Annotated in this window: 11 protein-coding genes; 5 read left to right on the forward strand and 6 right to left on the reverse strand. The window is 68.2% G+C overall.

Annotated elements, in window-relative coordinates; all coding sequences use genetic code 11:
- Positions 1 to 154: 154 nt before the first annotated feature.
- Positions 155 to 1,051, forward strand: a complete 897-nt coding sequence (locus NI1_RS34605) for a hypothetical protein (protein WP_084524218.1) — start codon at positions 155 to 157, stop codon at positions 1,049 to 1,051.
- Positions 1,048 to 1,755 carry a hypothetical protein gene (locus NI1_RS34610; RefSeq protein ID WP_084524219.1) on the forward strand — a complete coding sequence of 236 codons (708 nt, stop codon included), beginning with the start codon at positions 1,048 to 1,050 and terminating at the stop codon, positions 1,753 to 1,755. The genes NI1_RS34605 and NI1_RS34610 overlap by 4 nt, the downstream gene beginning before the upstream one ends.
- A 153-nt stretch (positions 1,756 to 1,908) precedes the next feature.
- Here the strand turns inward: NI1_RS34610 and NI1_RS34615 are convergent, their stop codons facing one another.
- From NI1_RS34615 to NI1_RS34625, 3 genes are all read right to left on the reverse strand, one after another.
- Positions 1,909 to 5,211 carry an arabinosyltransferase domain-containing protein gene (locus NI1_RS34615; RefSeq protein ID WP_084524190.1) on the reverse strand — a complete coding sequence of 1,101 codons (3,303 nt, stop codon included), beginning with the start codon at positions 5,209 to 5,211 and terminating at the stop codon, positions 1,909 to 1,911.
- Positions 5,212 to 5,331: 120 nt separating this feature from the next.
- Positions 5,332 to 5,832, reverse strand: coding sequence for a WKL family lipoprotein (locus NI1_RS34620; protein ID WP_067829991.1), 501 nt, complete (start codon positions 5,830 to 5,832; stop codon positions 5,332 to 5,334).
- 172 nt (positions 5,833 to 6,004) lie between these two features.
- On the reverse strand, positions 6,005 to 7,333 hold the full coding sequence (locus NI1_RS34625) for a DNA polymerase IV (protein ID WP_245663569.1): 1,329 nt from the start codon (positions 7,331 to 7,333) through the stop codon (positions 6,005 to 6,007).
- 143 nt (positions 7,334 to 7,476) lie between these two features.
- Between NI1_RS34625 and NI1_RS34630 the strand changes: the two genes are divergently transcribed.
- Positions 7,477 to 8,364 carry a UTP--glucose-1-phosphate uridylyltransferase gene (locus tag NI1_RS34630; protein ID WP_067829996.1) on the forward strand — a complete coding sequence of 296 codons (888 nt, stop codon included), beginning with the start codon at positions 7,477 to 7,479 and terminating at the stop codon, positions 8,362 to 8,364.
- Positions 8,365 to 8,499: 135 nt separating this feature from the next.
- Positions 8,500 to 9,573, forward strand: a complete 1,074-nt coding sequence (locus NI1_RS34635) for an alpha/beta hydrolase (protein ID WP_439957334.1) — start codon at positions 8,500 to 8,502, stop codon at positions 9,571 to 9,573.
- 4 nt (positions 9,574 to 9,577) lie between these two features.
- Here NI1_RS34635 and NI1_RS34640 read toward each other — a convergent pair whose 3' ends face one another.
- A complete protein-coding gene (locus NI1_RS34640) occupies positions 9,578 to 10,063 on the reverse strand; it encodes an SMP-30/gluconolactonase/LRE family protein (RefSeq protein WP_067830000.1) in 486 nt (161 codons plus the stop codon).
- A 321-nt stretch (positions 10,064 to 10,384) separates the two neighbouring features.
- A complete protein-coding gene (locus tag NI1_RS34645) occupies positions 10,385 to 10,831 on the reverse strand; it encodes a MarR family winged helix-turn-helix transcriptional regulator (RefSeq protein ID WP_067830003.1) in 447 nt (148 codons plus the stop codon).
- Between the two features lie 53 nt (positions 10,832 to 10,884).
- On the opposite strand from NI1_RS34645, the gene NI1_RS34650 reads away from it, so the two are divergent.
- Positions 10,885 to 11,928: a hypothetical protein gene (locus NI1_RS34650; RefSeq protein ID WP_067830006.1), complete on the forward strand. Its 1,044-nt coding sequence runs from the start codon at positions 10,885 to 10,887 to the stop codon at positions 11,926 to 11,928.
- Here the strand turns inward: NI1_RS34650 and NI1_RS34655 are convergent, their stop codons facing one another.
- The gene (locus tag NI1_RS34655) at positions 11,929 to 13,239 is read right to left on the reverse strand and encodes an MFS transporter (protein WP_067830009.1); all 1,311 of its coding nucleotides are present in this window, start codon (positions 13,237 to 13,239) and stop codon (positions 11,929 to 11,931) included. It abuts the gene before it with no gap.
- Positions 13,240 to 13,295 lie beyond the last annotated feature (56 nt).

A 13,295-nucleotide genomic window follows, 5' to 3' on the forward strand; every position in this document is an offset into this window, starting at 1 on the left:
CGCGATCCCAAGCTGATTATCAGGAACGAGCCGTAACCTGTTCGACGTGACGGTGTTGTCTTCCTCCCCCAGCTCGGCGCACGCCACCGCACGCTGTACCGGTTCACCCGGCCGAGCGCGTCCGGGATTCCAGCGCGGCGCTCGATCCGGAGTTCTGCTGCTGGCCCTCGCGGTCGCGCTATCCGCGCTCGGCGCCGGATGCAGCAGCCAATCGGAGACCACCTCCGATGCCGACGGCACCGAGCCGGTCGGTTTCGGCAAAGAGGTGACCGTGCCGATCTCCACCATGACCACCACGGTCATCGAACCGGGTGCGGAGCCGCGGGCGGCGCTGCGGCCGGCGGTGGCGGCGGGCACCACCCAGCAGGTGACCTTGAGCACCGACCATCACATCGAACAGCAGATCAATACCCAAGCGGTGCGCGACTTCTCCCCGCCCGCGGTGACCATTCCGCTGACCGCGCAGGCCGGCAACGACGGGGTGGAGCTCACCCTCGGTTCGGTGACCTCACCGGATCCGGCCATGGCCAAGGCGCTGCTGCCCGCCGACGGGTCGCGGGCCGGGTTCGATATCAGCGATCTGGGCGCGATCACGGCGCTGCGGCTCTCGCCCAAGCCCGCCACCACCGATGTGGCGCGCGCGGCCTTGGAGCAGGCGTTCTATCAGGCGGTGTACCAGTCCATCGCGTTCCCGGACGAACCGGTCGGCGAGGGCGCGGTGTGGACGGTGCGGCAGCAGATCTCGGGCAGCGTCCCGCTCGAACAGGTGACGACGGCGACGCTGACCCATCGTGAGGGCAATCTGCTGTCCATCGCGCTGAATGTGGTGCAGACGCCGAAATCGACGGTGTGGCATCTGCCCAACGAGGCCGGGCAGCTGGAGATCGTCGACTACCTCATGTACGGCACCGGCGACGTGACCGTGGATCTGGGCCTGCCGCTGCCGGTTTCGGGCGCGGTCGAAGTAGGCGGCACGCAGAGCTATCGCGATCCGCACAGCTCGGTCGTGCTGCGGCAGACGCTGCGCACCCAGGTGCAGTGGGGCGCATGACCCGGCGACTGCTCGCGCTGATCTCGCTCACCGGGGCGGTAGCGGCGGCCGTGACCGGCTGTGGCACCGAGGATTCGGGTGCACCGCTGCCGAGCTTCGGTCCGTCGGTGACGCCGCCCACCGGGTCCGGGGCCGCGCTCGACCAGGTGACCCTGCGCAATGATCTGCTCGACGCGGGCCAATTACCCAGCGGCTACACCGCTTTCCCGGATCCCGCGCCCGGCAACAGTTCCGGAGCGGGCTCGACCACCGATCCCGCGCAGTGCGCCAAAGTGCTGGCGCCGGTGTCGGATCAGGCTCCGGGGGCCGCTGCCACGGCGGTGGCCCAGTTCGGCGGCCCGAATTTCGCGAGCATAGATATCGATGCCGCCTCGTACGCGAACGGCGGAGCCGCACAAGCTTTCTCCGCCGTGCAATCGCTCTTGCGGGAATGCGCGAAATACTCCGGAACGGACGCGGACAACACCAAAGTCGAATTCCGGCTGGGCGGTTTGGAACAGCCGAACGCGGGCGACGCCTCGACCGCTTTCCGTGTCCACACCACCAGTGAAGGCGTCACGCTCTATTCGGCGGTGAGCCTGACATTGGTCGGCGCCACGGTGGTCCAGATCAATATGTCCGCCGCCGTCGAGCCCGATTCGCAGCAGCTCAGCGCCCTGACCGCCGCACAGGTCCGGAAACTCAGCGGTATCGCGGGCCCGTAGTTCTGCTCGAAACCGAGATGGTGCGGGGCTGAGCCGCATCATCCCGAGATTCGTTTCTCCGCCCCGCTTCAGCGCCGAAACGGGTGCGGACCGCTGTGCGCCCAGGACCGCAAGGGGTTTCAGGGGCCTGCCCCTGAGAGCGACGAGAGTTGTTCAGCGCCAGCCGGTGACGTTGATCGGCCCGGGAGACCATCTGGCCGAACGGGTTTCGGTGGTGATCTCCGCCTTGGCCGGCACCGCCGTCGGGTCGATCGGGGCGAGCTGCTGCAACTCGCCCCAGTCATTGCGCCAGTCGTCCTTGGCGTAGGTGGCCAGGGTGTAGGGGCGCAACAGCATCGAGCTCCAGCCGAGCGCGCCGCCGCCGTCGTGGCTCTGCCACAGCGTGGTCATGCCCGCGCCGCCGCGATCGGGCAGGATGCGGTACTCGGGCACCTCGGCGATGCCGTAGCGGTGGTTGAACGGCCGCTGGTTCGGGAACTGGAGGCCGACTTCCCAGTCGGTGAGGACCGGGGTGTCGGAGCCGACCAGCGCGTCCAGGGTGCGGGTCTGCGGGATGCGGGGCGGGGTCAAGGCCACCCATTGTTTGGAGTCCCCGTTGCGGTCCTCGGCCACCAGGCGCACCACGGTGGCGTCGGCGGGGATCTCCGAGAGCGGCACCCGCAGGTTGCGCCAGGTCGGCGCGGGACCGATATCGATCGGCGTGACCCGGCCCCGCGGCTGCATGACGCCGTCGGGACCGGTGGTGCCGTACTCGATTTCGACCGACTGCCCGGCGGTGACGATGCCGTCCTTGTTCACCGAGCGGATCCGCCCCGCCGCGGTGACCGCGATGATGCCCGAGCGCTCATCGGCCTTGGGCAGCGTGTACCAGCCGGTGGTGAGCGAGGAGACGCCCGAGCTGCCGTAGCTGCCCAGGACCGGCGTGCTGCCCGGGTTCAGGCGGAAAGGCAGTGCGGTGGTGGTGGTTCCGTCCACGGTGTGGTCGGAGCGACCGCTCACCGCGCTGTCCATGCCGCCGCCGGTGTCGATCTCGTCGTCGGCGCGCAGATCCTTGCCGACGCCATCGGAGGTGAAACCCGTTGCGTCGGCGCCGAAGGCGGCGAACGCGTCGCCGGTGACCGGCGTCAGCATGCCCTTGTTGGGGTCGACCTCGACCAGCACGTCCCGCGCCAGCCCGCCGGACTTGCCCAGCACCGCATCCACATTCGAGCGGGCGAGCGAGAACGCCGGATACTGCGCCACCGCGCCCTTGGCCAGCGAGGCCACCTCCAGCAGCACCATCAGCGCGGCCGCCACGGTCAGCGGCGGGATCGCGATCAACTGCCGCCCGCGCTTCGAGACGCGCTGCGGCGCACCGGGTTCCGGCGCGCGCACATGGAACCAACCGGCCAGCGCCAGGAACAGCAGCGCCAGGGCCAGCCATGCCTTGCTGAGCTCGAACCCGGCGACCTGAACCGACTTGTCGTTGAACGGGATCGAATAGTTCGACACATACCACCAGCCGTTGATGCTGGAGAACGAGATGGCCAGCACGAACGACACGATCGCGGCGAACAGGGCGCGATTGCGCGGCGAACGCAGCACCTTCGGCCCGACCGCCACCGCGGCCAGCACCGCCACCGCGCCCGCCAGCCCGGCGTAGATGCCGTTGTGGTGGGTCCACTTGGTGGGGGTGGTCATCATCAGCAGGATGACGCCCACACTGCTGCCCAGCAGCCGCCGTGCCGGACCCGCGGCCGCGAACGGAATCCGCCCGCCCTTGCGCAGCAGCACGAACGCACACGCCGCCATACCGAGCCACAGCATGAGCATGCCGAAGCGACGCGACATCGAGCCGTCGATGGTGGGCATGAACAGGTACTGGTAGCGAATGTATTCGCCGTCCCAGTGTACGTTCGGGCCGACCAGATCGTGCACCCGGCGCATCTCGAACATGGCCGAGATGGGCTGATCGTTGAACATGACCGCGAGCACCACCGCACCGGCGGCGATCAGCGGCAGACCCAGCGCCAGGTACGCGACCCAGCGGGCGCGCAGCCCGGTGAGCAGCCCCGCGCCCGCGGCGACGGGCGCACTCATGGCCTTGGCCCGGTGATCGATGGCGCGCCACAGCGGCCGGATACCGGCCAGCAGCGGCGCGACGCAGATGATGCCGGACGGGCCGACGGTGCAGGCGAACGCGCCGATCAGAATGGCCACCGCGTACGGCAGCAAGCGCCGGGTGGCGATCGAGCGCTCCACCGACACCCAGGTCAGCAGGACACCGAGCGCCACCATGGGCTCGGGGCGCAGGCCGTTGCAGTAGGGCAGCCAGACCGCGAGGAAGCCGAGCCCGCCGGTCCACACCGCCAGCTTGTCGTGGCGAATGCGCGCGCCGAGCCGGGGAATCACCTCGCGGCTGAGCACCAGCCACATGACGATGCCGGCCAGCAGCGCGGGCAGCCGCATCCACGGGCTCGCGGTGCTGATCTCGGCCATCCGGCCCAGCAGGTCGTAATACGGTGTGCCGACCGGGGTTTCGGGGACGCCGAAGTAACCGAAGTAGTTGGCCATATAGCCCGCGTGACCGGCGGTGCGGGCCATGCCGAACAGGTAACCGTCATCGGCGGTGGTCGCGCCGATGAAATGCCAGAGCACCAGCGTGCCCAGCACCACGGCGTCGACGGGCCGGAGCGTCCACCAGCGCTGCGGCAGGAACCGCCGCACCCGGCGGCCGTCGAGGCGATCCAGCCGGTAGAGCGCGAACAGCGCGATCACGGTGGCGATGAACGCCGTCCAGATGGCGATGGTCTTGATCAGACTCGGATGCGAGGAGAACCGGCTGTCGACCTCGGCGGTGACCTCGGTGCCGTCGGCGACCGGCAGATCACTGAAGATGCCCACCAGCTGCGGCCGGTAATCGCCGCCGAGGGTGACCGGCGCGAGCGTGGAACCGCTCAGCACCGCCGTGGTCTGGGTCATCCCCGCGTGCACGACGAACTCGCACCCCGGGCTCAGCTGTTCCACCGGCACGCTGACCAGCGCCTGATTCTGAAGCACCGCTTCGAATTTGGCGGGCGTCACGGTCCCGTCGGCGCCGGTGCTCGCGGCCTTGACCCGCGCGGTGAAGCCGTAGCGCTCCAGGTCCGGTGCGCCGTTGGGCGCGGTCGCCACCAGCGTCCCGCCCGTCGAAGCCAGTTGCGTCACAGCCGAACACGGAATGGTGGCATCGAAAGCCACCGGCGCGTAGGACATCAACGGCGCTTCGATGCTGCGCGTCGAGTTGTCCTGCGGCCACGCGATGGTCGCCGCGTCCACCCGTACCGGCAGCAGCGGCACCGCCACCGCGGACAGGATCGCGATCAAACCGGCGATCAGAGCGAGCGGCTTCAGCCAGCCTCCGGGAGCCCGTTCGACTTCAGCGGTACCTGCTCTCCCGGCCGGGCCTTGCCCGGCTCTCTCCAACACGTCGGTCACGACCGGAGATATTAGGCGGCGTTCCTGGGAAACCGCTCCCCCGCGTCCGGCAAGCAGGCTCGGCCGGACACCGACGGACCGGACCCGCCCTGGTGGGAGGCCCGGCCCGTCAGGAAAGCACTAGCTGCAAGCGGGCGAGGTCTGGTTGCCCAGCGACAGCATGTTGCAGATCCATTCCTTCTGGACCTTCCACTTGCCGTCCTCGGCCACGAACGGCACGACCGCGTTCTGCGGGGCGCCGCCGTTCACCGCGACCTGGGCGTCGGCGGTCAGGGTGCCGTTGCCGAGGTCGGTCACGCCGGTCACGGTGATGCTGGCGTTGTTCGCCTTGTAGGCGTCGCTGAGCAGCTGCGGCAGGTTCGGGTCGGCCTGCACGCCCTGCATCATGTCGAGCTTCTGCGCGTTCGGGACGTTCGGGTCCAGGGCCTTCTGCAACTCGGAGTTGAGATCCGCGACGGTCGGCGCCGCCGGGTAGTTCTGGGCCGCGCTCGTGGTCTTGGAGGTGCTCACCTTGGGCTTGGTGGTCTCCTTCTTGTCACCGCTGCCGCACGCCGTGAGCCCGAGAGCGGCTACGACGGCGAGGGTGGCGACCGCGATTCGTCCAGTCTTCTGAAGCTTCAACTGCTCGTCCTTTGCGTTCGAGTAGGTCCGTTACGACAACATGACAGCCGAGCACCCGACCGGCGACGCTGCACGAGGGCCGAGACTACCAACGGATGTGGCGGGAAACCGACTCCGCAAGCGGTGCCACGGCACTTTCAGTCCGAATCCTCATAATTCGGAGAAAGGGGTCTCAGAGCAGACTTCCGAGCGGATCGGCCCGTCTCAGCTGCGGATCTTCGGTGGGAAAGGTGCGCGCCGGACCCGGTCCGCTGGAACGAGTCTCGAAGCGGACGGTCACCACACCGTGGCCCGCGCCCTGCACCCAGCCATGACCGTACTCCGTATGCTCGACATCGAGGCCGGGATACCAGATTTGGGTGGTGTAGGACCGGGTCGGCGGTGGGACGGGCGGGGGTTCGGGGACGTCGGCGAGGCCGAGAGTGGGCTCCTCCGAGACCGATTCGGCGGTCTCCACGGTTTGATCCAGTTCCGGGAACAGGGATTCCTGACGGATCTCGGACAGACCGGCGAAACCCACGCCCACCAGGCGGATCGGGCCCAGTTCCGAGGGATCGACGGCCGAGCGCTGCGCGGCGGCGGTCAGGGTGGTCAAATCCTCGGTGGCATAGGGCAAAGTGGACGACCTGGTCACGATGGACATGTCGGACTTCTTGAGCTTCAGCACCACCGTCCGCGCGGCCCGCCCGTCACTGCCGAGCCGCCGGTGCGCCGCGGCCGCCATGGCGTCGATCGCCGGGCGCAGCTGCGCGAGAGTGAGAATGTCGGTCTCGTAGGTGGTTTCGGCGCTGATCTGCTTGGCCTCCGCGCGTTCGGCCACCGGCCGGTCGTCGATGCCGCGCGCCAGCCGATGCAGGGCGATACCCATGGCATTGCCCAGAATCGAGGTCACCTCGGCCTCGGGCAGCGCCGCCAGCGCCCCCACCGTCTCGATACCCAGTGAGCGCAAACGGCTTTGGGTCACCGGACCCACCCCCCACAGCTTCCCGACCGGCAGCGCCGCCAGGAACCCCTGCTGTTCGGCCGGGGAAATCACCCGCACCCCATCGGGTTTCGCGAGCCCGGAGGCGATCTTGGCGAGCTGTTTGCCGCTGCCTGCCCCCACCGAGGCGACCAATCCGGTGCGCTCCCGCACCGCGGACCGCAAGTCCTCACAGAATTCGAGCACCGTGTCGGCCGTCGCCCCCGCCAGCTCGGCCGGTTCCCCGAACGCCTCGTCGAAGGAGAGCGTCTCCAGCACCGGAATCCGCGATCGCAGCGCCTCGAACACCTGCCCGCTGAGCTCCCCGTACACCGCACCGCGCGGCGGCACCACCACCGCGCCGCCGCCGACCAGCCGCCGCGCCTGATGCATGGGCATGGCCGAGCGCGCGCCGAACACCCGCGCCTCGTAGCTGGCCCCGGCCACCACCCCGCGTCCGCCCATGCCGCCGACCAGCACCGGACGCCCGCGCAGCGTGGGCCTGGTGAGTTGTTCCACCGAGGCGAAGAAGGCATCCATGTCTATATGCAGCACCCAGCGCCGACCAATGCTCTGACCTGGCGCGATACCTCCGGTCGCGAAATCGGCAGGGGTGTTCACAATCGGGAATCTACGCGCGGCTACCGACAGGTACGTTCGCGCCGGTGTGTGATGATCGGGTAATGACGATTCGCAAGGCTGTCATTCCGGCCGCCGGCATCGGTTCCCGCCTGCTCCCGCTGACCAAGGCGATCCCCAAGGAGATGCTGCCGGTCGGCGACAAACCGGTCATCGAACACACGGTCCGCGAGCTGGTCGCCTCCGGCATCACCGATATCACCATCGTGGTCAGTGGCGGAAAGTCGTTGATCCAGGACCATTTCCGGCCGAACCCGGCGCTGGTCGCGCAGCTGCGCGCGGACGGCAAGACCGCCTACGCCGATGCCGTCGAGGAAGTCGGCGAGCTGAGCCGGCTCGGCCACATCACCTATCTGGACCAGCACGGCCCCTACGGCAACGGCACCCCGGTGCTCAACGCCGCCCGCAATCTGGGCGACGAACCCATGCTGGTGCTCTGGCCCGACGACGTGTTCGTGGCCGGGGTGCCGCGCGCCCAGCAGCTCATCGACGCCTACGTGAAGACCGATGCGCCCGTGCTGGCGCTGATGCCGATGGATCCGGCCGAATCCCAGCGCTACGGCGTGCCGGTGGTGGAGGACACCGTCGGCGAGGGCCTGATGCGGATCAGCGGGCTGAAGGAGAAGCCCAAGCCCGCGGACGCGCCGTCGTCGTACGCCGCCATCGGCGGTTACGTGGTGACGCCGGGCATCATCGCCGAACTGCGTGCGCAGGTGGACAACTGGTACACCCATCGCACCGGCGAGGTGTATCTGACCGATGCCATCAATATCTTCGCCGCCGCTAATCCGGTATACGGCCAGGTGATTCGCGGTAGTTGGTACGACACCGGCAATCCGGCCGACTATCTGGTGGCCCAATTCGCTTCGGCGCTGGCGCATCCGGAGTACGGGCCGCTGCTGCGCGGCATCGTCGAGGACCAGAACCGCTGATCAGGAAGGTGGCCCGGCACACATGGGCCGGATGCCACCTATGAGTCGTCCCAAGATCCGGGCAAATCTGAAACACTCATGGCGGATTCGCGATTAGGTCTCTCGAATCACGTCGTGGATGTACAGAGGGTTTGGATCTTGCGTAGTGGATATGGTGCTCGAGCCTCGGCGCTCGCGGCAGCGGTGTGTTTGCTGGGAAGTTCGTCCACGCTCTTTGCCGGTACGGCGGGCGCGGCGCCGAAGGATCCGATCACCAGCAGTGCCACGCTGGCCGGAACCCCGGTCTCCGAAGACGGCTCCGCCATCACCGGTTTCGAGATCGTCGACGCGCACAATCTGACGCTGCGGGTGCGGTCGGCGGCGATGAACACCGAGGTGCGGGTGGAGGTGCAGCGCCCCGCCGACGCCTCGCAGCCGCGGCCGGTGCTGTACATGCTCAACGGCGCGGGCGGCGGGCAGGACACCGCGACCTGGAAGCGCAATACCGATTCGGTGCAGTTCTTCGCCGACAAGAACGTGAACGTGGTGATGCCGATCGGCGGGGCGTTCAGCTACTACACCGACTGGCAGACTTCCGATCCCAAGCTCGGGGTGAACAAGTGGAAGACCTTCCTCACCGAGGAGCTGCCGCCCATCATCGACGGAGCGCTCGGCACCAACGGGGTCAATGCCATTGCGGGCATGTCCATGTCGGGCACCTCGGTGCTGCAATTGCCGCTGGCCAAGCCGGGGTTGTATCGCGCGGTGGCGGCCTACAGCGGTTGTGCGCAGATCAGCGATCCGATCGGGCGGCAGTTCGCGGAGCTCGTGGTCTCCATCGGCGGCGGCAATCCGGCGAATATGTACGGGCCGCCGGAGGATCCGATGTGGGCGGCGAACGATCCGTACGTGCATGCCGAAGGGTTGCGCGGGCTCGGGCTCTACATCTCCAACGGCAGCGGGTTGCCGGGCCGGCACGACACCCTCACCGATGTGCGGGCGCTCGGGCCCAATGACGGCGGGCTGATGCAGCAGTTGCTGGTCGGCGGCGTGCTGGAGGCGGCCAGCGATTGGTGCGCGCGGAACATGCAGGTTCGCTTGGAGCAGTTGCAGATTCCGGCCACCTTCGAGATCAGCGAGGCGGGCACGCACTCGTGGGGGTACTGGCAGGACGCGCTGCGCAGATCGTGGCCGGTGCTGGCCGCGGGGCTGGAGCTGCCGGACGCGTAATCGCCTAGGGCAGCGGGACTATGACGATGCGATTGTCCGGCATGGCGGGAATCCAGAGGTTCTTGCCGGCCGGATCGATCGCGAAATCGGCTGGGCCGTGCAGGTTCTCGGGCAACTTCACGGTGGCGGCCAAAGTGCCGTCCGGGCGATGGACGGTGACGGCGCCGGGGGTGTCGCCCTGGCCGGTCCAATCGGAAATGACCAGATCACCGCTGGGCAGCACGGCGATACCGTCGAGGACCCCGTGCACCGCACCGACCCGCTGCGGCGTCACCGGACTCTGGACCAGGTCGAGCTTCCAGAGATCGCCGCCGGTGAAATCACCGCCGACCCCGACCACGTACGCGGTTTTCCCGGTGCCGTCCAAGGCGATCCCGTTCGCGCCCGGAATCCCGGTGGCCAGGGGTTCGAACTTCTTGGCCTCGAGGTCGAGGCGATAGACGATGCCGCGCAGGGTGTCGGTGAAGGGTGGAGAAGCCCTCCAGCGCACCGGGTTTGCTCACCGTGCCCGGCGAACCGCTGCCGGTGTGGCCCGTGGTGGCACTGTCGGCGTCCTTGCTCGCATTGCCGCAACCGGCGGCGAGCAGTAGCAGCAGCACCGCCCCGAGCGAGCGGGTTCCGCGACGACCAGCTTTCGACCCATCGGACATGGGCGCTCACCTTCCAGCGGAAGGTCCCGCCCCGACCGGCGAGACGGGCTCAGTGTAGGCGAATGAGCACCGGCCCCACTCGTCTTCCCGGCATGCTTTCAGCCGGGATCCATAGTGAGCAGATGGATTCCGGCTAAAAGCGTGCCGGAATGACGGGGGGGTCATTCGTCGGCGGCGTTGTAGCGGACCAGATACCCCGCCAGCCGGTCCACATCGGCATCGTCCCAATCCTGGAAGCGTTCGGCGAAGGCGGCGGCGCGGCTGCGGGCGGCATCGCGGGCGATGCGACGGCCCGGCGGGGTGGCCCGCAGGATGTGATTGCGCCGATTGCCCGGATCGACCTCGCGGACCAGGTAACCGAGCCGCTCCAGCGCCGAGACCTGCCGGCTGACGGTGGACTTGTCCAGGTGGAAATGCCCGGCCAGGTCGGCGGCGAGGCAGCCGTCGCGCTCGATGACCAGATCCAGCACGCTGGAGGCGACCAGCGAGAGCTCGGGATGCAGTTCGGCGGCGCGGCCGCGGGCCCGGCGCGCGAAGGCGGTGAGCTCGCGCTGGATCACCTCGATCGCGTCGGTGCGTGACCCTGGGAATACCGCTTCGCCACTCATAGTTGTATAGTACAACCTCATATAGTTGCATTTACCAACTGTTCGGAGATTCCATGGCCTCGCATCAGATCCGGCATGTCGCCACCCACCTGCTCACTCCCCTGCTCATGTGCGTCGGCATGGGGCTCGCCTACCTCGGCGCGTTCCATCAGCCCGAACCCAATCACCTCGCGGTGGCGGTGGTCGGTGACGCGCCGCAGGTGAAGGTGCTCGCGCAGACGCTGAAGGACAAGGGCGGCGACAAACTCGACGTGGTCACCCTGCCCAGCCGGGACGCCGCGCTGGGCGAACTGATGGACCGCAAGCTCGCCGGGGCCTACCTTCCCGATCCGCAGCACCCCGAACTATTGGTCGCCAAGGCCGGATCCGATACCACCGCGATGGCCACCGAACTGGTCTTCACGCCCGTCGCGGCCCAGCAGGGCACGCCGCTGACCATTACCGATGTGGCCCCGCCGAGTTCGGGCGACCCCACCGCGCAGGGCCTGTTCTTCCTGCTCGTGGCATTGTCCATCGGTTCGTACGGCAGCGTGGCCGCCATCGGCGCGGCCGGAGCGGGCCTGCCCATGCGCATCCGGGCCATGTTCGCCATCGGCACCTCGCTGGCCGTGAGCCTGATCGGAATCGCCTTGGCCGGACCGGTTTTCCACATCATCGACCACGACTACGCCGGCATCTGGGCCATGTCCTGGATCTACTCGGCGGGCATCCTGACCATCGGCATCGGGCTGCACACCTTCCTGCAACGCTGGACCACCCTGGTCATGATGATCCTGTTCGTCATGCTCAACTTCACCTCCTCCGGCGGCGTCTACAGCCCGTGGTTACAGCACGACTTCTTCGGCGTCCTGCACTCCTTCTGGAACGGCGCCGGTTTCGTCGAGGGCACGCGCAGCCTGCTCTACTTCGGCCGCGCCGGATTCACCGGCCACGTCGCCACCCTGATCGCCTGGCTCGCAGCCGGTTTCGCACTCATCGGCCTGGCCGCGCTGCGGGAACGCGAGCAGCGCCCGGCGGCGATCGGCACGAATCCCGAAGCGCGGCAAACGGCTTCGGAGGAGGCCGAAGAGGAGATGGAGGAGGCGGTCGGCGTCTGATCAGACCCGGTTCAGATCGCGATGGCGCGTCTCCGGCAGTGCGACGATGCACAGCAGGGAGAGCAGCGCCATCGCGCTCATGAACCAGCCGATCGCCCCGGAGCCCCGGCTCTCGCCGAGCTGCGCGATCACCAAAGGCGCTATGCCGCCGCCGAGTACGCCGCCGAGGTTGTAGGCGATGCCCGCGCCGGTATAGCGGACATCGGTGCCGAAGAGTTCGGGCAGGAACGCGCCGAGCGGGCCGTAGACGATGCCCATGCACAGCATCGCGCCGGAGAGGGCCAGGGTGATCAACACCGGATTCCTGGTGTCCAGCAAGGGAAACAGCATGAGACTGAAGACCACACCGAAGGCCGCGCCGCCGAGCATGAGCACCCGGCGGCCGGTGAGGTCGGATTGCCGGGCCACCAGGAAGGTGGTCGCGCCCAGCACCACGACCGCGATCAAGGTGATGCCCAGCATGGTGTTTCGCGCGATGTGCAGGGTCTTGGTGGTGTAGGTCAGGCAGTAGGTCGCCGCCGTATAGAACATCACGTAGGACACCACGATGGCGCCCGCGCCCAGCAGCAGTTCCCGGGGATAGCGCCGGATGACATCCGCCAGCGGGGCCCGGTGCGCTGCCCGGTCCGCCTCCAGCGCCGCGAAAGCCGGAGTTTCCGCCACCCGCAATCGAATTCGCAGTCCGACCAGGACCAGGACGAACGACAGCAGGAACGGAACCCGCCAGCCCCAGGAGGTGAACGCGGCGTCGGGCAGCCAGCTCGACAGGGCCCAGAACGCGGCGGTGGCGACGAAATATCCGACGGGCGCGCCCATCTGGGCCGCCGCGGCGAACAGCCCGCGCCGATTCGCCGGAGCGTGCTCGGCGGAGAGCAGTGCCGCGCCGCCCCATTCGCCGCCCAGGCCGATGCCCTGTAAGACGCGCAGGACGACCAGCAGCAGCGGTGCGGCGATGCCGAGCGTGTCGTAGCCGGGCAGCAGCCCGACCGCAGCCGTGGACAAACCCATCAGCAGCAGCGACACCACCAGTGTCGCCTTGCGGCCGATGCGGTCGCCGAAGTGACCGAAGATCACCGCGCCGAGCGGGCGGGCGATGAACCCGATGGCGAAGGTGGCCAGCGAGGCCAGGGTGCCCGCGAAGGACGACAGGGTGGGGAAGAACAGCTTGTTGAGTACGAGCGCGGCGGCGGTGCCGTAGATGTAGTAGTCGTAATACTCGATCGCGGTGCCGATAAAGCTCGCGCCCGCGATCCTGCGCCCGGAGATCGCCGGAGCGCGCGTCGAGTCCGCTGCTGTCGCTTCGTGGTTCATCCGATTCCCGTCACTCACCGATACGCGCGGCAAATGGTAAGCGAATGCTCAGCTAC

The sequence above is a fragment of the Nocardia inohanensis NBRC 100128 genome (assembly GCF_001612945.1).
GTDB classification, from domain to species: Bacteria; Actinomycetota; Actinomycetes; order Mycobacteriales; family Mycobacteriaceae; genus Nocardia; species Nocardia inohanensis.

What these genes read in the sequence shown, in the direction of transcription:
- NI1_RS34655 (WP_067830009.1), bottom strand. Translation starts at nt 13,239, where the DNA reads ATGAACCACGAAGCGACAGCAGCGGACTCGACGCGCGCTCCGGCGATC.
- NI1_RS34650 (WP_067830006.1), top strand. Translation starts at nt 10,885, where the DNA reads ATGGCCTCGCATCAGATCCGGCATGTCGCCACCCACCTGCTCACTCCC.
- NI1_RS34625 (WP_245663569.1), bottom strand. Translation starts at nt 7,333, where the DNA reads ATGGATGCCTTCTTCGCCTCGGTGGAACAACTCACCAGGCCCACGCTG.
- NI1_RS34610 (WP_084524219.1), top strand. Translation starts at nt 1,048, where the DNA reads ATGACCCGGCGACTGCTCGCGCTGATCTCGCTCACCGGGGCGGTAGCG.
- NI1_RS34645 (WP_067830003.1), bottom strand. Translation starts at nt 10,831, where the DNA reads ATGAGTGGCGAAGCGGTATTCCCAGGGTCACGCACCGACGCGATCGAG.
- NI1_RS34630 (WP_067829996.1), top strand. Translation starts at nt 7,477, where the DNA reads ATGACGATTCGCAAGGCTGTCATTCCGGCCGCCGGCATCGGTTCCCGC.